We start from the raw sequence: 18,500 nt of genomic DNA on the forward strand, positions 1-18,500 counted from the left end.
CACATGCCTTTCGAGTGGTCCGATGCATTAGTCATAGCCGGTGGGCCCCTAATGGGTCAAGTCGGTGCGGTAGCATTAGAGGCATGGTGGACTTCCCGCTGACCGGCGAGCAGCTGGCATTGGACCTGGTCAACACCCGGCCGCGGCTGCCAACGGGTCCGGTGGATCTGCTGGCCACCCCGGCAGGACTGCGCGAATGGCTGGCCATCCAGGCCGACCGGGTGTCGGCGCCGGCGGACGCCGAGTCGGTGCGCGAGGTGGTGCTGGCGGTGCGGGAGCTGGCCGCGACCGGGTTGTCCGCGCTGCGGCAGGGAAAGCCGCCGCCGGAGTCGGTGCTGACCGGGTTGACCGAGGTGCAGCGGGCCGCGCCGGTGTTCCTGGCGTTGAGCTGGGCTGACGGGGTGGTGGCCACACCGGAGCGGGCGGGGTCGGCGGCGCGGCGGGTGGGCGCGGAACTGGCGCAGGCAGTGGCCGAGTTGCTCGCCGGGCCAGTGGAGAGCGTGCGCGAGTGCGAGAGCGAGGACTGCGTGCTGCTGTTCCTGCCCGCGCATCCGCGGCGGCGGTGGTGCTCGGCGCAACGCTGCGGGAATCGGGCCCGGGTGGCCCGCTATTACCAGCGGCACAAGGGTTAGCCGCGGCGGTACCGGCCGGGCGGGGTGCCGAAGGCGCGCTTGAACGCGGTGGCGAAGGCGAACTCGGAGGTGTAGCCGACCCGGGCGGCGATGCTGGTCAGCGGGTCGGCGGAGGTGCGCAGCAGGCGGGCGGCGGTGGTCATCCGCCACCAGGTGAGGTAGGTCAGCGGGGGCTGGCCGACCAGCGTGGTGAAGCGGCGGGCGAAGGGCGCGCGGGAGAGCCTGGCCTCGGCGGCGAGTTTTGCGACGGTCCAGGGGTGGGCCGGGTTCTGGTGGATGGCCTGGAGGGCTGCGGCGGTCGCGGGGTCGCGCAGGGCGGCGGACCAGCCGGGGGTGGTGGCGGCGGTGAGGGTGGCGCGGAGCAGGTAGAGCAGCAGGGTGTCGAGTAGGGCGGGGATCAGCGCGGTGGTGCCCTGGGTGGGGGTGGTGAGTTCGTGGGCCAGCAGGGTGCGGGCGGCGGTGAGTTCCGGGGATTGGGTGGTGGCGGGGAGGTGGATGACGGGCGGGAGGGTGGGGAGGAGGGGGTGGGTTTGGGTGGGGGTGAGTTCGTAGGCACCGCAGAGGGTGCTGGTGGTGATGGGGCCGGAGCCGGGGGTGGTGGCGCGGATGTGGCCGGGGGCGGCGGAGACCAGCGGGGCGGGGGTCGCGGGAACGGTGGGTTTGGGTGGGGTGACTTCGGAGCTGACCGCCAGGGTGTGGGCGGGGCTGCGGGGTAGGAACAGGATGTCGCCGGTGGACAGGTCGACTGTCTCGGGTGACTGGAGTTGGCAGGTGCCGTCCAGGATCACGTGGAAGCCGATCGCGCCGGGGACCTCGGCGTAGTGCTGGCGCCACTGGCCGTGCCAGGTCACGTGCGCCGAGCGTGGGGTGCCGGTGCGCAGGGCGGTGATCACGTCGCTGAGTACGTCCACGCGAGTCAGGGTAGGAGACGATCGCGTAGGAAAACGAGCTTTGGGCACATGGTTCGTCTTTGGTGGGGCTTCTAGGTTCGGTGTGTGTTGAGTGTGCGCGTGCATGAGCACGGTGATGCGTCGGTGATCCGGCTGGATGAGGTGCCGACGCCGGCGCCCGGTCCGGGGGCGGTGCTGGTGGCGGTGGTGGCGACCTCGTTCAATCCGACTGAGGTGGCGTTGCGGAGTGGGGCGTTGCGGGAGTTGTTCCCGGTGCCGCTGCCCTTCACGCTGGGGTGGGATGTCTCGGGAGTTGTTGCGGCGCTTGGGGATGGGGTGGCGGAGTTCTCGGTTGGGGATCGAGTCGCGGGGTGGGTGGATGGGGGTGCGGCGGCGGAGTTCGTGGTGGCTCCGGTGGATCGGTTGGTGCGGGTTCCTGACGAGGTCGAGCTGGTGGTGGCGGCGGGGGTTCCGTTGGCCGGGTTGACTGCCTGGCAGGTGGTGGAGGCCGCGGGAATTGTTGCGGGGCAACGGGTTCTGGTGAACGGGGCTGGGGGTGGGATTGGCGGGTTCGTGGTGCAGTTGGCCAAGCGGGCTGGGGCGTATGTGATCGCCACGGCCAGTGCGCGGAGTGCTGAGGCGGTGCGGCGGTTGGGGGCCGATGAGGTGGTCGACTACACCGTGGCGGCGGTGGCGGTGCCGGTGGATGTGGTGCTGAACCTGATGCCGGTCAGCGCTGCGGAGGGGGTTCGGCTGGCGGGGCTGGGACAGCGGCTGGTGTCGGCGGCGACGGTGGTGGACGCGCCGAACGCGCGGCATGTGGTGGCGCGGCCGGATCGGGGGCAGCTGGCTGAGTTGCTGCGGGTGGTGTCGGTGGAGGTGGGGGCGGTGCGCGGGCTGGCCGATATGGCTGAGGTGCATCGGCTCAGTGCGGCGGGGCTGGTGCGGGGGAAGGTGTTGCTGACTACTGGCCGCCCGGGGTGATCAGGCCGGTTTCGTAGGCCAGTACGACGAGCTGGGCCCGGTCGCGGGCGTGCAGTTTGGCCAGCAGCCTGCTCACGTGGGTGCGGGCGGTGGCGGGGCTGATGTGCAGCAGTGCGGCCATCTCGTCGTTGGAGCAGCCCGCGCCGACCTTGGCCAGCACCTCGCGTTCGCGCTCGGTCAGGGTGGCCAGCCGGTTGGGGTCGGGGCGGGGTGGGCTGGCGGCGGCGGCCTGCATGACGCGGCGGGTGACGGCCGGGGAGAGCAGGGCGTCGCCGCCAGCCACGATGCGGACCGCGGCGCGGAGTTCGTCCGGGCCGGTGTCCTTGAGCAGGAAGCCGGCGGCGCCGGCGCGGACGGCTTCCAGGAGGTGGTCGTCGGTGTCGAAGGTGGTCAGCACGATGACCTTGACCTCGCGCAGGGCCGGGTCGGCGACGATCTTGCGGGTGGCGGTCAGGCCGTCGGAGCCTGGCATGCGGATGTCCATCAGCACCACGTCCGGGCGTTCCTGGCGGACCAGGGACAGACCGGAGTCGCCGCTGTCGGCGTCGCCGATCACGGTGATGTCTTCGGCGCGGTCGAGCAGTGCGCGCAGACCTTCGCGGACCAGGTACTGGTCGTCGACCAGGGCGACCCGGATCATGGCCTGCCCCGCACCGGGATCTGTGCCTCCACCAGGAATCCTCCCCTGCTCGGCGCGCTGGTGCGCAACTCGCCGCCGAGCAGGGCCAGGCGCTCGCGCATGCCCATGATGCCCCAGCCGCCGCCGTCGGTGGTGGCCGACGGGCCCTGGCCGTCGTCGCGGATGCTCAGGTGCAGGTGTTCGGGACGGTAGGTCAGGGTGATCTCCACGGTGCGGGCCGCGGCGTGGCGGCGGATGTTGCTCAGTGCTTCCTGGAGCACGCGGTAGGCGGTGGCGTCGGCCAATGCGGGCAGCGGGCTCGGGGTGCCTTCGGTGTGCACTCGCACGGTCAGGCCCGCGGTGGTGGCCGAGTCGGTGAGTTCGGACAGCCTGGCCAGGCCGGGCACCGGGGCGTCCGGGTCGGACTCGCCCGCGCGCAGGGCGCCCAGGGTGGCGCGGAGTTCCTGGACGACCTCGCTGCAGGCGGTGCGGGCGGCGGTGAGCGAGCGTTCGGCGCGATCGGGGTCCTCGCGCAGGGTTTCCCTGGCCACATCGGTGTGCAGGGAGATCACCGCGACGGTGTGCGCGAGCAGGTCGTGCAGGTCGCGGGCAATGCGTAGCCGTTCCTGCTCGACCCGGGCGGCGGCCTCGCGCTCGCGTTCCTGCTCGGCCGCGCGGGCTTGTTTGGCCAGTTCGGCGCGCCAGCCGCGGCGGGAGCGGACCGCGTCGCCCAGGGCGATCACCGCGGCGAACAGGGCGATCCAGCCGCCGAAGTCCAGGCCCAGCACGTAGGCCGGGTCGTCGCCCTCGCCGAGCCGGGCCACCGTGGAGATCACCATCACCGCGGCCGCCACGCCGATGGCCGCGCGGGTTCGGCCCTGTTCGGCGGCGGAGTACAGCGGGGCGGCCAGCGGCACGGCCAGGCCGATCGGCGGCAGTTCCAGGGTGTAGTAGCCGATCAGCGTGGCCGTGCTGAGCAGCATGATCAGCACCGGGTAGCGGCGGCGCAGGAACATCAGTCCGGCCAGCACGCCGACGAAGGCGAAGGCGAGCGGGCTGGGCTGGCCGGTGCGGCCGGTGTTGGCGATGATCGGTGCGCTGACCGCGATCACCACCAGCACCGCCAGTGCCGCGTCGGTCAGCAGCGGGCGGCGGGTCAGCATGGTGTCCACTGTGGACCAGAGCCGGTGCTCACGCCATGTCCCGGCCGCGCTGGAAGCGGAGCAGGCCGGTGAAGGCCAGCGCGGCGGTGGCGACGGTGAAAGCGATCCGGAAGTAGTGGCCGAAGACGAACTCCGCGGCGGTCTGGCGCAGGAACTCCGCCGAGTGCACGGCCAGGCCCTCGGTGAACATGATCGTGTTGCGCGGCCAGAAGTACAGCGCGGAGAACACGAACTCCCCTGCCAGCAAGGTGATCAGGCTGGCCACGAACCACCAGCGGGCCCGCGGCCGCCGCCACAGGGTGATCGCCGCGAGCACCGCGGTGAGCGTGGTGGCCATGCCGAGCGGCCGGAAGATGTGCCCGGGGCCGACGACCTGGAAGAAGGCCATCGACTCGGCGAGGGAGGCCGGTGGGTCGCGGAAGATGTTGGGGTAGAGCAGGGCGGTCTCGACCAGCACACCGCCGCAGGCGATCATCGCGACCCAGACGTAGGTGATCGAGACGGTGCTGGCGAGGCGGGCGCGGTTCATGGGGTCCCCCTGGGTGTTCTGGGTGTTGGTGTCCAGAACGGTAGGGAGTTCGGGGCGGGTTGGCGTCCGTTGTGGATCTCGGGTGGGGTACGCGTTTCGACGTACGGGTGTACGTGCCGGGGTACGTCAGCGCGCGGTGCGGGCTTGGTGCAGGTGGCGGAGTTGGCCGATTTCGGCGACGTTCTTGGTCAGTTCGACGGTGACCCAGCCGGCGATGTCGATCAGGGTGAAGTCCGGGCCCCAGGGCAGGGTCGCCGTGCGGTCCTTGGAGTCCAGTTCGGCGTCGGTGAGTGGGAGCAGGCTGGCGCGCCAGGTGTCTTTGAGGCCACGGAGCCAGGTGATGGTGGACTCGGCGGTGCCGGGCCAGGTGATCTGCTCGCGGGGCGGGGCGCCGTTGGCGAACACGTGGCCGTGGGTGGTGGTCCACCAGAAGCCGATGTGCCAGGTGAGCCAGCCGATGGTGGTGGGTGGGGCGGGGCTGGGTTCGGGTTCGGCCCAGTCGGCGTGCCAGGTTCCGGTCTGGTCCGGGCGGACCGACCAGCTGCTGGGGGCGGGCTCCCACAGACAGGCGGCGTCGTCCAGGTCGGTGAGGTGGTGCTCGAACAGGGACCAGGCGATGTCGAGCTGTTTGAGCAGCAGTTCGACCCGGGCGGCAGTCATGCGTGCAGCGTGTCGGCGGCGCCCGGGGTCGGCAACTTGATTTGTCAGTCCACCAGCAGGACGAGTTTGCCGCGGACGTGGCCGCTGTCGCTGTCCCGGTGTGCGCTGGCCGCGTCCTTGAGCGGGTAGGTGCGCGCGATCGGCAGGGTGATCTTGCCGGCGGCGACCAGGGCGACCGCGCCGGCCAGGGCCTCGGGGACCTCTTCGGCAGGGCCGCCGTAGCTGGCCCGGACGCCGAAGTCGGCGGCTTGGCCGTCGGCGATGGTGACCACCCGGTCCGGGCCGCCGGCCAGGGTGAGCAGGGCGGGCAGGCCGCCGCGGCCGGAGAGGTCGATGGCCGCGTCCACGCCCAGTGGGGCGATGTCCTTGACCCGGTCCACCAGGCCGGGGCCGTAGCTGACCGGGATCGCGCCGAGTTCGCGCAGGTAGTCGTGGTTGGCTTCGCCGGCGGTGCCGATCACGATCAGGCCCAGGTGCCGGGCCAGCTGCACGGTGAGGGTGCCGACGCCGCCCGCGGCGCCGTCGAGGAGCACCGTCTCCCCCGGCTGCGCGCCGACCAGGGCGAGCACCCGGTAGGCGGTGGTGGCCACCACGGGCAGGCCGGCGGCGGTGGCCCAGTCGAGTTCGGCGGGTTTCCTGGTGAGTTTGGCCGGGCTGGCCAGGGTGTAGGTGGCGTAGCTGCCGGTGGCGGCCGAGCCGAGCACCTCATCGCCCACGGCGAACTCGGTGACGCCGGGGCCGACGGCGTCGATCACCCCGGCCACGTCGGAGCCGGGCACGGCGGGGAACGCGGCGGGCAGGCCGGGGAAGGCGCCGCTGCGGACCTTGCTGTCGAAGGGATTGACGCCCGCGGCCTTCACCCGGAGGCGGACCTGACCGGGGCCGGGTTCGGGCCGGTCGATCTCGGCGGGGTGCAGTACCTCGGGGCCGCCGTGTTCGGTGAAGACGATGGCGGGGTTGCGGTCTGGCATGGGGGTCCGTTCGGGGCTGGGTGGGCGGGTCTGGTCCGAGCCTGCGCTGTGCCGGGGTGGCACGCCAGCCACGATCGGGTTGGAGTGGTCAGCCCCGGTATGGGGTCAACGCTTGGGCGATGGCGCGCTGTTCCGGGTCGAGGCGGAGCTTGCCGTCCTCGATGTCCCACAGGCAGTTCTGCAGCACCCGGCCCAGCGTCCAGCGGGTGGCCCTGGCCCGGTCCAGGCCGAGCTGACTGGTCATCAGGTCGAAGCGGCGGCGCAGCGCGCGGTGCACGTCGCCGGTGGCCACCAGGTCGGTCCAGCGGTTGCTCAGCGCGGGTTGCAGGTCGAAACACGGGTCGCCGGCCAGGGGTTTCGGGTCGATCGCGAGCCAGGGTTCGCGGTCGGCGCCGGGTAGCGGGGCCAGCACGTTGTCGTAGTGCAGGTCCCAGTGCAGCAGCCGGTCGCCGGGCTCGTCGAGCACCTCGGCGACCGCGGCCGCGTACCCGCGCAGCAGTTCGGCCTCGGCGGGGTCGGGCAACTGGGCGGCCGCGGCCGGGGTGTCGGCGACCATGGCCGCGGCGATGTCGGCCAGCCGCCGCAGCCCGGCCGGGGCGGGCAGGCTGACCAGGCGGCCGAGCAGGCCGGTGAGGATGGTCAGGGCCTGCTCGTCATCGGGCAGGACGGAGAGCGGGCGGGCGGCGTCCAGGCGTTCGAGCAGCATGGTGCAGGTGGGCTCGTCGTGCCGGAGCAGCCGCACCATGCCGTCGCCGTCCCAGAGCCGCAGCCCGATGGGTTCGCCAATGTTCTCCTCGTTGACCCGCTGCAGTTTCAGCACGGCCAGGCTGTCGTCGGCCTGGCGCACCGGCAGCACCAGCGAGGCCATGCCGTGCGCTGGATCGCCGTCGCGGCGCAGGTCCCAGCGGTCCAGGAAGTCCGCGACCAGGGCGGGCAGGGCCTTGATCCACGCCAGGCCGTCGGCCCCGTCGTGTTGCTCGTGCAGGGCGGCGAAGGCGGGCGGTACCTCGATCAACGTCATCAGGTCCGATTATTGGACCCCGGCCAAGCGATTTTCAGGCCCGCTTGCGCCGTTCCAGCACCGCGATCAGGCCGATCGCGACCCCGATCACCAGCAGCGGCGCCACATAACCCATGGTTCCGGTCTGCTCGCCGAAGAGCCACCGGAACGGCCCGCTGTGCTGCCCCTCGATGAACCAGCGGACCAGTGGCACCCCGCCCAAGGTGATCCCGACCAGCGCGATCACCCCCTGGACACCGTCGATCGCGCTGACGCTCTTGGCCATGTGCTCTCCTCCCTCGGGTCAATACGGTCGTACTGTAGGGCAGACCGCGTGGATCTTCAATACGGACGTATTGGTAGGCTGGGCCGGTGGCACGGACCGATGTCGAGGAGCAGAAGGCGCAGATCGCCGAGGCGCTGTGGCGGCTGGCCGCCCGCGCCGGGCTGGAGGCGGTGAGCGTGCGCGAGGTGGCGGCCGAGGCCGGCGTGTCGGTCGGGCGGGTGCAGCACTACTTCCGGTCCAAGGACGCGATGCTGCTCTACGGGCTGACACTGGCCGGGCAGCGGATGGAGACCCGGATCGCGGACCGGCTGATCGGACTGGCCGGGTCGCCGGAGCAGCTGTTGCGGGCCGCATTGGACGAGGTGCTCGGCGACGACCAGGACACCCGGCAGGCGATCCGGGTCAACGTGGCCTTCCTCGGGCGGGCCATGGAGGACACCCAAATCGCCGACGTGCTCTTCCAGGACAACGCCGAACTGCGCGCGCTGGCCGCCTACGTGGTGCGGATCGCCCAGTCCCAGGGCCGGGCGGCCGGGCTGGATCCGGAGCGGGAGGCGCGGATCATCTGGTCGCTGGCCGACGCGCTGACCATTGAACTGGCCTGCGGGCAGCTCAACGCGGCCGAGGCGAGTGACACGATGCGCTACCACCTGGACCGGGTGCTGCGGTAGCGAGCGTGCTCAGAAACAGTTCCAGGGTCAGGTAGAACGGGGTTTCCGGCATCTGCGCGACGAGTTCGGCCGCGCTGGCGGTGATGTTCGGGTAGCGCTGGGCGGGCAGGGTGTCGTAGACCTCCCGCCAGGTCGCCGCCTCGACCTCGGCCTGCCCGGGATCGGTGGTGTGCACGGCGGAGTCCAGGGCGGCGAAGGACAGTGCGATGCCGATGAAACAGCGGTAGTGCCGGACCGCGGTGGCCGGGTCGAAACCGGCGCCGCGCAGGACGCCCAGGATGGTCTCCACCGCGGCGATCTCGTGTTCGCGGCCGGTGATCCTGGCGGTGACCAGGGCAGCGGCCCGGGGGTGGGCGCGGTTGGCTTCGTAGATCCGGATGCCCAGGGCGCGGAGATCGGTGACGCAGTCGCCGGTGCGGGTGTAGCCGGTGAAGGTGCGGCCGATCAGCTCGTCGGTGATGGCCAGCAACAGGTCGTGTTTGCCGGTGAAGTAGCGGTAGACGGCGGTGGCGTCCGCGCCCAGGGCCGCGCCGAGCCTGCGCAGGGACAAGCCGTCCGGGCCGTGCAACTCGATCAGTCGCAGCGCGGTGTCCACGATCAACTCGGGCGACAGCAGCTGGCCGGAGTGGGTGCGACGGCGGCGGGTGCGGTGCTCGGGGACACGCTTGGCTGGCACCGGGCGAGCTTATGTCAACGGCATTGACGTTAGCGTGGGTGATCTCTTTCCTGGGGCGCATGCGAAACGGTGCGCGGTGGGTGGCGGCGGTGCTGGCGGGCGGACTCCTGGCGGGCGGACTCCTGGCCGGGTGCGCCCCGCCGCCGGCGGATCCGGTGGGCCAGGCGAAGGCCGAGGAGGCCGCGAACGCACTCCCCCGCGACGCGTTCTACGAGGTCAGCCCGGATGGTGCGGCGGGCAGGGTGCTGCGCGCGGAGAAGTTCACCGGGTGGCGGGTCCCGGCCGGTGCGACCGGGACCCGGCTGGTCTACAACTCGCGGTCGGCCCAGGATCGGCCGGTGGCGGCCTCGGCGGCGGTGCTCACCCCGGCCGGGACGCCGCCGGCCGGGGGCTGGCCGGTGATCGCCTGGGCACACGGCACCAGCGGAGTGGCCCGGCAGTGCGCGCCCTCGCTGATGCAGGACCTCTACTACCCGGAAATTTTCGCCGACTGGCTCGGTCAGGGCTACGCGGTGGTGGCCGCGGACTACTCGGGACTGGGCGCGGGTGAGGGGCACGAGTACCTGACGCTGACCGCCAACGCCCGCGATGTCCGGTACGCGGTCGCCGCGGCGCGCACAGCGATGCCCGAGCTGGGGGCGCGCTGGGTCGCGGTCGGGCATTCCCAGGGCGGGCAGACGGTGTGGGGTGTGGCGCGGCAGGAGGTGGCCGAGCCAACCGGGAAGTTCCTCGGCTCGGTGGCGCTGGCCCCGGTCACCCCGTATGACCGGCTGCAGGAGCGGGTGGCGGACAACCAGGGGCAGGGCCAGTACCTGGCGTATGTGTCCAGCTCGATTGCCTTGCAGCACAAGGACTTCAAGCCCGCTGACATGCTCACCGAGGCCGGGCTGCGGGACTATGACAAGTACCTGACCCAGGGCTGCTGGGGCTACGGCCGGGTGGTCAGCGGCACCGGCACGCCGCGGGAGTTGTTGCGCCCCAACTGGTCCGCGCACCCGGCCGCCCGCGCCTTTGTCGAGGGCAACCGCTACGCCACCGCTCCCCTGGCCGGGCCGATCTTCGTCGTCGCCGGGGCCACGGACAAGGACGTCGCCGCCGACACCATCGCGGCGGAGGCCAAACAGCAGTGCCGGCAGGGCACGGCGGTGACCTACCGGGAGTACCCGGGCGGGCATGACGGGGTGCTGCCGGAGTCCGCGGCCGAGCAGGCACGCTGGGTCAAGGACCGCTTCGCCGGGGTGGCGGCGGGCACGACCTGCTAGCCATTAGGGTTTCCGCATGTCGGTGCGCGTGGAGCGGCAAGGGCCGGTCAGCACGGTGGTGCTGTCCCGGCCGGACAAGCGCAACGCGGTCGACGGACCGACCGCGGCGGCGCTGACCGCGGCCTTCCGGGAGTTCGACGCCGATCCCGCGGCGGCGGTGGCCGTGCTGTGGGGCGAAGGCGGCACGTTCTGCGCCGGCGCGGATCTCACCGCGATCGGCACCGAGCGCGGCAACCAGGTCAGCGCGGACGGGGACGGGCCGATGGGCCCGACCCGGCTGCGGCTGGGCAAGCCGGTGATCGCCGCGGTCAGCGGGTACGCGGTGGCCGGCGGGCTGGAACTGGCGCTGTGGTGCGATCTGCGGGTGGTCGAGGCCGATGCCACCTTCGGCGTGTTCTGCCGCCGCTGGGGCGTGCCGTTGATCGACGGCGGCACGGTCCGGCTACCCCGGCTGATCGGCGCCTCCCGGGCGATGGACCTCATCCTCACCGGACGGCCGGTGGACGCGGCCGAGGCCGAGCGGATCGGGCTGGCCAACCGGGTGGTGCCGCCGGGGCAAGCGCGGGCGGCGGCCGAGGAACTGGCCGCGCAACTGGCCCGGTTCCCGCAGACCTGCCTGCGCCAGGACCGGTTGTCCATGCTGGAGCAGGACGGCCTGACCGAGGAGGCCGCGATCACCACCGAACTGCGACACGGCCTGGTCTCCCTGGCCGCGGACACCCTGGACGGCGCGCGGCGGTTCAGCGCCGGGGCCGGCCGGCACGGCGAGTTCGAGTAGGGATCGGTTGTGCGGCTGACTGAGGAAGAACTCGGGCAGTGGGTGGCGGAGTTCCGGCCCGGCTCGCCGCCGCGCACCGGGCGGGTGCGGCTGGCCGAGGACGAGTGGCTGCCGGTGGCCGAGGCGTTGCCGGTGCTCAGCCGGGCCCGGCGCAACCCGGCGGCGCATCCGGCCGCGGCCTACTGGGGCACGGTGGCGGTTTTCGGGCTGCAACTGGTCACCGCGGGCCGGGCCAACGCGCTGACCCCGGCCGATGAGGAGCGGGTGCGGCGCTTTGCCGAGGCGATGCCGGAACGGGCCGGGTTCGGCGATCCGGTGGACCTGGTCCGGGAGTTCCTGGACGCGGTGGCCGACGGCATGAACGCGGCCGCGCCGGTGCTGCCCTCCCTGCCCGCGCTGACCTCGCTGGCCGAGCTGACCTCCTGGAAACCCAAGCCGGAGCCGCCGGTGGCGCCCGAGGTGCGGGTGTCGCTGCGGATCGAGTTCGGGCGCACCCGCCTGTTCCGCGCGGTGCTGCAGGTGCACAGTCTCATCGACCCGGCGCTGGTCGCCGATGCCGCCGAAGTGTGGGCGGGGCGGGTGCACGGGCTGGGGCCGGAGGTCAGGGGCGGGGTGCTGGCCGCGATCCGGCGCAGCGCGGCGGCCTGGCCACCGGTGGGGCGACTGCTGGACACCGAGGCGCCCGAGGACATCCAGCTCGCCGACGAGGAGGTGCTGCGGCTACTCGGCGGAGTGCCCGGGATCGAGGTGCACTGGCCCAAGGAGCTGGGGCGTGGGCTGAGCGCGCGGGCGGAAGTGGCGGCCACCGCGGAACGGCCGTCGTTTTTCGGCGGGGACAAGGCTTTCGCCTTCCACTGGCGGCTCGCCCTCGGCGATGACCCGTTGACCGAGGCCGAACTGGAACAGCTCACCGAATCGCGGCGCCCGGTGGTGCGGCTGCGCGACCAGTGGACGCTGGTGCCGCCGGACCTGCGGCGCAAGGCCGACAAGCCGACCATCGCGGTGCTCGGCGGGATGGACGCCCTGGAGGTCGCGCTCACCGGGTCGGCGGTGGTGGCCGGGCAGCGGCTGCCGGTGCGGGCCGGCGGGTGGCTGGAGCAGATGCGCGGGCGGATCGCCGAGCCCGACACCGGCCGCGAACCCGTGCAGCCACCGGCCGAACTGGCCGCGACCCTGCGGGACTACCAGCTGCGCGGGTTGCGCTGGCTGGCCCGGATGACCGAACTCGGACTCGGCGGCTGCCTGGCCGATGACATGGGGCTGGGCAAGACGATCACGGTGATCGCGCTGCACCTGCACCGCCGCAACGACTTTCCCGGGCCGACGCTGGTGGTGTGCCCGGCCTCGCTGCTGGGCAACTGGGAGCGGGAGATCCACCGGTTCGCACCCGGGGTCGAAGTCCGCCGGTACCACGGGAACGCGCGGACTCTGGACGGTGTGGAGGGTGGGTTCGTGCTCACCACCTACGGCACCATGCGCCTGGACTCCGCCGTGCTGGCCGGGTTCTCCTGGGGTCTGGTGGTCGCCGATGAGGCCCAGCACGTGAAGAACCCGCGCTCGGGCACGGCCAAGGCGTTGCGCACCATCCCGGCCCCGGCGCGGGTCGCGCTGACCGGCACCCCGGTGGAGAACACCCTCGCCGAACTGTGGGCCGTGCTGGACTGGACCACGCCGGGGCTGCTCGGCACCCTGCCCGCCTTCCGCACCCGGTGGGCCAAACGGATCGAGGGCGCCAAGGACACCGCGGTGGCCGACCGATTCGCCCGCCTAGTCCGGCCATTCCTGTTGCGCCGCCGCAAATCCGATCCCGGCATCGCCCCCGAGCTGCCGCCCAAGGCCGAGACCGACCAGCCGGTCTCGCTGACCAGGGAACAGGCCGCGCTCTACCAGGCGACCGTGCGGGAGAGCCTGGCCGCGATCAAGGACAGCGACGGGCCGATGGCACGGCGGGGCCGGATCGTCTCGCTGCTGATCGCGCTCAAGCAGATCTGCAACCACCCGGCGCAGTTCCTCAAGGAGACCGACCCCAAGCTGGAGAACCGCTCCGGCAAGCTGGAGCTGCTCGACGAACTCCTGGCGACCATCCTGGCCGAGGACGGTGCGGTGCTGGTCTTCACCCAGTACGTGACCATGGCCCGCCTGCTCGAACAACACCTGGCCGCCCGCGGCATCCCAACCCAGCTGCTGCACGGCGGCACCCCGGTGCCGCAGCGCGAGCAGCTGGTACAGCGGTTCCAGGACGGCGAGGTGCCGGTGTTCCTGTTGTCGCTCAAGGCCGCCGGCACCGGGCTCAACCTCACCAGGGCCGATCACGTGGTGCACTACGACCGGTGGTGGAACCCGGCGGTGGAGGACCAGGCCACCGACCGCGCCTACCGGATCGGCCAGACCCGTCCCGTCCAGGTGCACCGGCTGATCGCCGAGGGCACGGTGGAGGACCGGATCGCCGAGCTGATCGCGGCCAAGAAGGACCTGGCCGACTCGGTGCTCTCCGCCGGCGAGGCCGCCTTCACCGAACTCACCGACGCCGAACTGGCCGACCTGGTCGAGCTGCGCCGCTAAGCGCCGGCCTCGGCGGCGATGCGGTCCAGGGCGGCCCGCCACTGCTCACGCGCCCACTCCCGGGCCTCGGCGTCCGGCAGCTTCTCCACCTGGGCGTGCACCGCGGTCTTACCCTCGCCGAGCAGGCTGACCTGCACCGTCGCCGGAGTGTCCCAGCCGGCGGGCTGCCAGGTGAAGCGGACCCGGTCCACCGGTTTGACCACCCGGATCTCGCCGCTGACCCCGCCGCCCTCGTACCGGTTGCCCGGCTCGAAGCGGACCGGGCCGCCCAGCCACAGCTCCGGGCGCTCGGTGATCACCTTCCACACCACGTCCGCACCCGCGGACACACTGCGCTGCACGCCGACCTGGAACCCCGTCGGTGTCTGCCCGACCGCCCGCTTGCCGCGCGCCTGCTCGTAAGCCACCGTGATCGACTGCTGCCACCAGCTGCTGACCTGCGGGTACACCGCGGCCAGGTGCGCGACGATGCCCTTGTGGTCCCAGTCGGCGGCGCCCGCGGCATCCAGCAGGGAGAGCCACTCGGTCCAGTCACGGCCGGTCGCGGTGCGGACGGCGTCGTCCTTCTTGGTCATGGTCCTCAGCCTCGTTCGGGGGGAAGAAACCCCAGCCTGAACAGTCTTGCCGGTAGTGCGCATTGTCGCCTCCGATGCCTAGTCAGGGCCATGTTCCGCACTGAGTCAGACCAGCCTGACCGCCGGAATTCACCGCTCGGCCACCAAGACTGCCCCATACTTCCCTAATCTTCCCTATCACGTGCTATGGTGGCGTTCGTACGGGAACCAAGGGAGTTGTTGTGGACGACGAGCTGTACACCGTGGATCACGTCGCCGACGTGCTCGGGCTGCACGTGAAGACCGTGCGCAACTACGTGCGTGAGGGACGGCTCAAGGCGGTCCGGATCGGCAAGCAGTACCGCATCGCCCGCCGGGACCTGGAGGCCTTCACCGGCCGCACCGCGGAACCGCCGGCCAGGGACACCGCGGTGCGGCACCGGCACGCCGAGGCTTCCACCGTGGTGCAGATCGAGGCGATCAGCTTCGAGTTGATGAGCGCGGTCAGCGGCGCCATCACCGGCTCCCTGCAGGGCCGCGACTTCAACGCGCAGCCGATGCGGGTGCAGACCTACTACGACCAGGAACGGGCCAGCATGAAGATCATCCTCAACGGGCCGGTCGGCGACACCGCCGCCCTGCTCGACCTCGTCAACCACCTGCTGACCCGATGAGCGGCATTTACCGCACCCCGGACAGCGAACGCCTGCTCGTCGAGCGCTACCGCGCCCTGCTGAGCCGCTGGCCGGTCCCGGCCGACCAGGAGACGGTGTCCACTTCGGACGGTGACACCTTCGTCATCTCCAGCGGCCCTGCCGAAGCACCGCCGCTGGTGCTGTTGCACGGTTCCAGCGGCAATGCCGGCGCCTGGCTGGAGGTGGCCGCGGAGTGGTCCCAGCACTTCCGGCTGCACGCCATCGACATCCCTGGCGAACCCGGCCTGAGCAACCCGAACCGGATGCCGCTGACCTCCGGCGGACACGTGCGCTGGCTGACGGAGGTGCTCGGCGCGCTGGGGGTGCGGCGAGCCGCGTTCGTGGCCAGTTCCCTGGGCGGGCGGATCGCGCTGGACCAGGCGGTGCACCGGCCGGACCAGGTGGAACGGCTGGCGTTGCTGAGCCCCAGCGGCATCGGCAGGCAGACTTTCGGCTGGCTGCCCAAGGCGCTGTGGTTCGGCCTGCAGGGCGAAGCCGGGCGGCGCAAGCTGTTCCGGATGATCATGGGCACGACGACGCTGCCCGCGGAGGTCGAGGAGTACCTGCTCTTCGTCAACCGGAACTTCCGGCCACGCACGGACCGGATCTCGGTGGCCACCGACGCGGAACTGAGTGGCCTGGACATGCCGATGCTGGTCGGGATCGGCGGGCGGGACGTGCTGCTGGACTCGGCGCAGACCCGGAGCAGGCTGGCCGAGTTCGTGCCGCAGGCGAAGGTGTACCTGTCGCCGGGGACCGGCCACTACGTGCCGATGGCCTGCTTGCCGGTGCTGGAGTTCCTGCGCACCGCGCCGGCGTCCCGCACCTGAGCGGGTTGCCGGCGTCGGCCGTCGCTGGAGGGGTTACGGACCGGACTTCTGGCCAGGTTCTCAGAGCAGCCGTTCCAGCAACAGCAGGGCGCCGATGAGGATCATTGCCACGCCGGAGATCCGGGAGACCAGGCGGGCGGCCGCTGGCCGGGCGCGCAGCAGGCCGTCGGCGGCGGCGCCGACCGCCAGGTACACCGCGCCGCAGGTGGCGGTGAAGGTCAGGCCCAGGGCGGCGAGCTGGAGGGGTAGCGGCCAGCTCGCGGCGGGGTCGGTGAACTGGGGCAGCATGGCCACGAAAACCAGTAGGCCCTTGGGGTTGAGGCCGCTGACGGCCATGCCCTGGGCGACTGTGCGCAGCTTGCCGCCGGGCTGGGGCACGGCCGCGCCGGGTGGTGTGGCCGGACTCCGGACGATCTTGGAGCCCAGCCACACCAGGTACACCCCGCCGGCGATGGTCAGCGTGGCCAGCGCCGCCGGGGTGGCGGAAATGACCAGGCCCAGGCCAGCCGCGACGACCAGGGTCATCGCCAGGTAGCCGAGCACGATGCCGCCGGCGGCCGGGAGCACCTGGCGGCGCAGGCCGGCGTTGATGGCGAAGGCCCAGTCGGGGCCGGGCACCGCGATGAGCAGGGCGGCCACGCCCCAGAAGGCGAGCAGGGAAGCGACAGGCACGGGGCTTCTTCTTTCCGCGGGGACCGGGTGTGCCTGAAAAGCTATGCGTCAACTCGCCAAAGGTGCTTCCAACTATTGTCGCTGGCCACAACGTTTGTGGAAGAATCTTCCCCGTGGACGCTGTAGACCGGAAGATCCTTGCCGTGTTGCAGGAGGAGGGGCGATTGACGCTCACCGAGCTGGCCCAGCGCGTCCAGCTGAGCGTGTCGCCCTGTCACCGGCGGCTGCGGGCGCTGGAACGCGATGGCACCATCCGCGGGTACCGCGCGGTGGTGGACCCGGCGGCGCTGGGCCTGAACTTCGAGGCGCTGGTCTTCGTCACCATGCGCCAGGAGGACCGGGAGACGCTGCTGAGTTTCGAGGACGCGCTCACCCGGATCCCGAATGTGCTGCTGGCCCAACGCCTTTTCGGTGATCCCGACTACCTGCTGCGGATCGTCACCGCCGACCTGGCCGCTTACCAGCAGCTGGAGGACGATGTGCTCTCCGCGCTGCCCGGGGTGCAGCGGCTCAACTCCACCCTGGTGATGAAGCGGGTGGTCAACGACCGGTCGCTGCCGGCTTCCTGAGGCCGATCGCGGTCTCCCGCTGCGCCTCGGCCTGGGCCAGCCGGGCCGCCAGCGCGGTGGTGACCTGCTCGTAGGCGTCCGCGCCCAGCAGCAGCCGGGTCGGCGGTTCCGGGCTGGCCACCGCCTCGATGATCGCCTCGGCGTAGCGGGCCGGGTCGCCGAACTCGTAGTCGCCGCTGCCGGAGAGCAGTGCGCGCAGCTGGGCCACCGGGCCGTCGGCGTAGGCCGGCATTTCCTCGGTCACCGCCATGCCCGCGCCGATGAACTCGGTGGCGGTGCCGCCGGGCTCGACCAGGGTGGTGCGGATGCCGAACGGGGCGATCTCCGGAGCCAGGCTCTCGTAGAAGCCTTCGATGCCCCATTTGCTGGCGTGGTACGGGCTGGACCCGGCGAAGGCCATCTGGCCGCCCATGCTGGAGAGCTGCACCAGGTGCCCGCCACCCTGGGCGCGCAGGTGCGGCAGCGCGGCGCGGGCGAGCTGGATGGAGCCGAGCAGGTTGGTGTCCAGCTGGCGGGTGAGCTGCTCGTCGGTGAACTCCTCGGTGGCGCCGAGCACGCCGTAGCCCGCGTTGCTGACCACCACGTCGATCCGGCCCAGCTCGGCGAAGGCCGCGTCGACCACCGCGCGCAGTTCGGCGGTGTCGGTGACGTCCAGGCGGCGCACCCACAGCTGCTCGCCGTGGCGGGCGGCGAGTTCGTCGAGCTGTTCGGGGCGGCGCAGGGTGGCCGCGACCCGGTGGCCGCGGGCCAGGAGTTGTTCGGTGAGCACGCGGCCGAAGCCGGTGGAGGTGCCGGTGATGAACCAGGTGCTGGCAGACATGGGGACCTCTTCAGGAGACGTACCTAACTGGGTAGTTACAGATAAGCACAGGATCCGGATTGTGTCCATAACCGGTTAGTTACCCCTGTTGACCGGGTAGGCTCCCGGTATGCCACCGGACTCCACCGCGACCAAGGCCCGTCTGCTGGACGCGGCCAGTGCCGAGTTCACCCGCTACGGCATCGCCGGCGCCCGGGTGGACCGGATCGCGGAGCAGGCCAAGGCGAACAAGCGGCTGATCTACGTCTACTTCGGCAACAAGGACGAGCTGTTCGACATCGTCCTGGCCCGCTCCACCGCGGCCATCTCCGATCTGGTCCCGTTCACCCCGGAGGATCTGCCGGACTACGCGGTCCGGCTCTTCGACGCGCTGCTGGTCAACCAGGATGTGTTGCGGCTCAACTCCTGGCGGCAGCTGGAACGGCCATTGACCGCGGCCGAGCGGATGGCGGATCTCGCGTACAAGCAGGCGCCCCTCGCCGCCGCGCAGCAGGCGGGCTCCGTGGACGCCGGGCTGGATCCGGAGGACCTGCTGATCCTGGTGATCGGGCTGGCGATGGCCTGGTTCACCCACTTCGGCGCCGCAGTGACCGAGAGTGCGGACGATGAGGCGGCGCGGGTGTCCCGGCACCGGGAGGCGATCCGGGAAGCCGTGCGCCGCCTCGTCGGCGGCTGAT

22 protein-coding genes are annotated in these 18,500 nt (G+C 71.8%); 10 read left to right on the top strand and 12 right to left on the bottom strand.

Going from position 1 to position 18,500, the window contains the following annotated elements; all coding sequences use genetic code 11:
* Positions 1 to 83: 83 nt before the first annotated feature.
* On the top strand, positions 84 to 632 hold the full coding sequence (locus MZC64_RS13310; RefSeq protein ID WP_247756879.1) for an ABATE domain-containing protein: 549 nt from the start codon (positions 84 to 86) through the stop codon (positions 630 to 632).
* On the opposite strand, the gene MZC64_RS47760 is transcribed toward MZC64_RS13310, so the two are convergent.
* Positions 629 to 1,543 (bottom strand): AraC family transcriptional regulator, encoded by a 915-nt coding sequence (locus MZC64_RS47760; protein ID WP_308300997.1) that lies wholly within the window; start codon positions 1,541 to 1,543, stop codon positions 629 to 631. The genes MZC64_RS13310 and MZC64_RS47760 overlap by 4 nt on opposite strands.
* Positions 1,544 to 1,627: 84 nt before the next feature.
* Between MZC64_RS47760 and MZC64_RS13325 the strand changes: the two genes are divergently transcribed.
* Complete coding sequence (locus tag MZC64_RS13325; RefSeq protein ID WP_247756876.1) at positions 1,628 to 2,506, top strand: NADP-dependent oxidoreductase; 879 nt, start codon at positions 1,628 to 1,630, stop codon at positions 2,504 to 2,506.
* On the opposite strand, the gene MZC64_RS13330 is transcribed toward MZC64_RS13325, so the two are convergent.
* From MZC64_RS13330 to MZC64_RS13360, 7 genes are all read right to left on the bottom strand, one after another.
* On the bottom strand, positions 2,487 to 3,146 hold the full coding sequence (locus MZC64_RS13330; RefSeq protein WP_247756875.1) for a response regulator transcription factor: 660 nt from the start codon (positions 3,144 to 3,146) through the stop codon (positions 2,487 to 2,489). The two genes, MZC64_RS13325 and MZC64_RS13330, sit on opposite strands and share 20 nt — an antisense overlap.
* On the bottom strand, positions 3,143 to 4,288 hold the full coding sequence (locus MZC64_RS13335; protein WP_247756873.1) for a sensor histidine kinase: 1,146 nt from the start codon (positions 4,286 to 4,288) through the stop codon (positions 3,143 to 3,145). The genes MZC64_RS13330 and MZC64_RS13335 overlap by 4 nt, the downstream gene beginning before the upstream one ends.
* 28 nt (positions 4,289 to 4,316) lie before the next feature.
* Positions 4,317 to 4,817, bottom strand: a complete 501-nt coding sequence (locus MZC64_RS13340; protein ID WP_247756871.1) for a DUF1772 domain-containing protein — start codon at positions 4,815 to 4,817, stop codon at positions 4,317 to 4,319.
* Between the two features lie 126 nt (positions 4,818 to 4,943).
* Entirely contained in the window at positions 4,944 to 5,477 is a 534-nt protein-coding gene (locus MZC64_RS13345; protein ID WP_247756869.1) for a DinB family protein, read from the bottom strand.
* A gap of 44 nt (positions 5,478 to 5,521) precedes the next feature.
* Positions 5,522 to 6,448 carry an NADP-dependent oxidoreductase gene (locus tag MZC64_RS13350; RefSeq protein WP_247756868.1) on the bottom strand — a complete coding sequence of 309 codons (927 nt, stop codon included), beginning with the start codon at positions 6,446 to 6,448 and terminating at the stop codon, positions 5,522 to 5,524.
* Between the two features lie 88 nt (positions 6,449 to 6,536).
* Positions 6,537 to 7,469 (bottom strand): aminoglycoside phosphotransferase family protein, encoded by a 933-nt coding sequence (locus MZC64_RS13355; RefSeq protein ID WP_247756867.1) that lies wholly within the window; start codon positions 7,467 to 7,469, stop codon positions 6,537 to 6,539.
* 34 nt (positions 7,470 to 7,503) lie between these two features.
* Positions 7,504 to 7,734: a hypothetical protein gene (locus MZC64_RS13360; protein WP_247756866.1), complete on the bottom strand. Its 231-nt coding sequence runs from the start codon at positions 7,732 to 7,734 to the stop codon at positions 7,504 to 7,506.
* An 86-nt stretch (positions 7,735 to 7,820) separates the two neighbouring features.
* Between MZC64_RS13360 and MZC64_RS13365 the strand changes: the two genes are divergently transcribed.
* Positions 7,821 to 8,405, top strand: coding sequence for a TetR/AcrR family transcriptional regulator (locus MZC64_RS13365; protein WP_247756865.1), 585 nt, complete (start codon positions 7,821 to 7,823; stop codon positions 8,403 to 8,405).
* Here MZC64_RS13365 and MZC64_RS13370 read toward each other — a convergent pair.
* Positions 8,347 to 9,081 carry a TetR/AcrR family transcriptional regulator gene (locus MZC64_RS13370; protein WP_247756864.1) on the bottom strand — a complete coding sequence of 245 codons (735 nt, stop codon included), beginning with the start codon at positions 9,079 to 9,081 and terminating at the stop codon, positions 8,347 to 8,349. The genes MZC64_RS13365 and MZC64_RS13370 overlap by 59 nt on opposite strands.
* Before the next feature lie 59 nt (positions 9,082 to 9,140).
* Here MZC64_RS13370 and MZC64_RS13375 point away from each other — a divergent pair, with 59 nt between their 5' ends.
* From MZC64_RS13375 to MZC64_RS13385, 3 genes are all read left to right on the top strand, one after another.
* On the top strand, positions 9,141 to 10,343 hold the full coding sequence (locus tag MZC64_RS13375; protein WP_247756863.1) for a lipase family protein: 1,203 nt from the start codon (positions 9,141 to 9,143) through the stop codon (positions 10,341 to 10,343).
* A gap of 16 nt (positions 10,344 to 10,359) precedes the next feature.
* Complete coding sequence (locus MZC64_RS13380) at positions 10,360 to 11,121, top strand: crotonase/enoyl-CoA hydratase family protein (RefSeq protein ID WP_247756862.1); 762 nt, start codon at positions 10,360 to 10,362, stop codon at positions 11,119 to 11,121.
* Positions 11,122 to 11,211: 90 nt separating this feature from the next.
* Positions 11,212 to 13,683: a DEAD/DEAH box helicase gene (locus tag MZC64_RS13385; protein ID WP_374205742.1), complete on the top strand. Its 2,472-nt coding sequence runs from the start codon at positions 11,212 to 11,214 to the stop codon at positions 13,681 to 13,683.
* Here the strand turns inward: MZC64_RS13385 and MZC64_RS13390 are convergent.
* The gene (locus MZC64_RS13390; RefSeq protein WP_247756861.1) at positions 13,680 to 14,258 is read right to left on the bottom strand and encodes an SRPBCC domain-containing protein; all 579 of its coding nucleotides are present in this window, start codon (positions 14,256 to 14,258) and stop codon (positions 13,680 to 13,682) included. The two genes, MZC64_RS13385 and MZC64_RS13390, sit on opposite strands and share 4 nt — an antisense overlap.
* A 221-nt stretch (positions 14,259 to 14,479) precedes the next feature.
* Between MZC64_RS13390 and MZC64_RS13395 the strand changes: the two genes are divergently transcribed.
* Together MZC64_RS13395 and MZC64_RS13400 are read left to right on the top strand one after the other, a co-directional pair.
* On the top strand, positions 14,480 to 14,911 hold the full coding sequence (locus tag MZC64_RS13395; protein WP_247756860.1) for a helix-turn-helix domain-containing protein: 432 nt from the start codon (positions 14,480 to 14,482) through the stop codon (positions 14,909 to 14,911).
* Positions 14,908 to 15,762, top strand: a complete 855-nt coding sequence (locus tag MZC64_RS13400) for an alpha/beta fold hydrolase (RefSeq protein ID WP_247756859.1) — start codon at positions 14,908 to 14,910, stop codon at positions 15,760 to 15,762. The genes MZC64_RS13395 and MZC64_RS13400 overlap by 4 nt, the downstream gene beginning before the upstream one ends.
* Before the next feature lie 60 nt (positions 15,763 to 15,822).
* Here MZC64_RS13400 and MZC64_RS13405 read toward each other — a convergent pair whose 3' ends face one another.
* Positions 15,823 to 16,434, bottom strand: coding sequence for a LysE family translocator (locus MZC64_RS13405; RefSeq protein WP_247756858.1), 612 nt, complete (start codon positions 16,432 to 16,434; stop codon positions 15,823 to 15,825).
* 113 nt (positions 16,435 to 16,547) lie between these two features.
* Here MZC64_RS13405 and MZC64_RS48640 point away from each other — a divergent pair, with 113 nt between their 5' ends.
* On the top strand, positions 16,548 to 17,003 hold the full coding sequence (locus MZC64_RS48640) for an Lrp/AsnC family transcriptional regulator (protein ID WP_185005066.1): 456 nt from the start codon (positions 16,548 to 16,550) through the stop codon (positions 17,001 to 17,003).
* On the opposite strand, the gene MZC64_RS13415 is transcribed toward MZC64_RS48640, so the two are convergent.
* The gene (locus tag MZC64_RS13415) at positions 16,975 to 17,823 is read right to left on the bottom strand and encodes an SDR family oxidoreductase (RefSeq protein WP_247756857.1); all 849 of its coding nucleotides are present in this window, start codon (positions 17,821 to 17,823) and stop codon (positions 16,975 to 16,977) included. The genes MZC64_RS48640 and MZC64_RS13415 overlap by 29 nt on opposite strands.
* Before the next feature lie 109 nt (positions 17,824 to 17,932).
* Between MZC64_RS13415 and MZC64_RS13420 the strand changes: the two genes are divergently transcribed.
* Positions 17,933 to 18,499: a TetR family transcriptional regulator gene (locus tag MZC64_RS13420; RefSeq protein WP_247756855.1), complete on the top strand. Its 567-nt coding sequence runs from the start codon at positions 17,933 to 17,935 to the stop codon at positions 18,497 to 18,499.
* Position 18,500: the final 1 nt, after the last annotated feature.

Source organism: Crossiella sp. S99.2, assembly GCF_023094165.1.
Lineage (GTDB): Bacteria > Actinomycetota > Actinomycetes > Mycobacteriales > Pseudonocardiaceae > Crossiella.

Excerpts from the sequence above, each read along its gene's own strand:
- MZC64_RS13390 (WP_247756861.1), bottom strand. The coding sequence starts at position 14,258 with ATGACCAAGAAGGACGACGCCGTCCGCACCGCGACCGGCCGTGACTGG.
- MZC64_RS13350 (WP_247756868.1), bottom strand. The coding sequence starts at position 6,448 with ATGCCAGACCGCAACCCCGCCATCGTCTTCACCGAACACGGCGGCCCC.
- MZC64_RS13415 (WP_247756857.1), bottom strand. The coding sequence starts at position 17,823 with ATGTCTGCCAGCACCTGGTTCATCACCGGCACCTCCACCGGCTTCGGC.
- MZC64_RS13310 (WP_247756879.1), top strand. The coding sequence starts at position 84 with ATGGTGGACTTCCCGCTGACCGGCGAGCAGCTGGCATTGGACCTGGTC.
- MZC64_RS13355 (WP_247756867.1), bottom strand. The coding sequence starts at position 7,469 with ATGACGTTGATCGAGGTACCGCCCGCCTTCGCCGCCCTGCACGAGCAA.
- MZC64_RS13330 (WP_247756875.1), bottom strand. The coding sequence starts at position 3,146 with ATGATCCGGGTCGCCCTGGTCGACGACCAGTACCTGGTCCGCGAAGGT.
- MZC64_RS13420 (WP_247756855.1), top strand. The coding sequence starts at position 17,933 with ATGCCACCGGACTCCACCGCGACCAAGGCCCGTCTGCTGGACGCGGCC.
- MZC64_RS13400 (WP_247756859.1), top strand. The coding sequence starts at position 14,908 with ATGAGCGGCATTTACCGCACCCCGGACAGCGAACGCCTGCTCGTCGAG.
- MZC64_RS13380 (WP_247756862.1), top strand. The coding sequence starts at position 10,360 with ATGTCGGTGCGCGTGGAGCGGCAAGGGCCGGTCAGCACGGTGGTGCTG.
- MZC64_RS13375 (WP_247756863.1), top strand. The coding sequence starts at position 9,141 with ATGCGAAACGGTGCGCGGTGGGTGGCGGCGGTGCTGGCGGGCGGACTC.
- MZC64_RS13340 (WP_247756871.1), bottom strand. The coding sequence starts at position 4,817 with ATGAACCGCGCCCGCCTCGCCAGCACCGTCTCGATCACCTACGTCTGG.
- MZC64_RS13335 (WP_247756873.1), bottom strand. The coding sequence starts at position 4,288 with ATGCTGACCCGCCGCCCGCTGCTGACCGACGCGGCACTGGCGGTGCTG.
- MZC64_RS13360 (WP_247756866.1), bottom strand. The coding sequence starts at position 7,734 with ATGGCCAAGAGCGTCAGCGCGATCGACGGTGTCCAGGGGGTGATCGCG.
- MZC64_RS13345 (WP_247756869.1), bottom strand. The coding sequence starts at position 5,477 with ATGACTGCCGCCCGGGTCGAACTGCTGCTCAAACAGCTCGACATCGCC.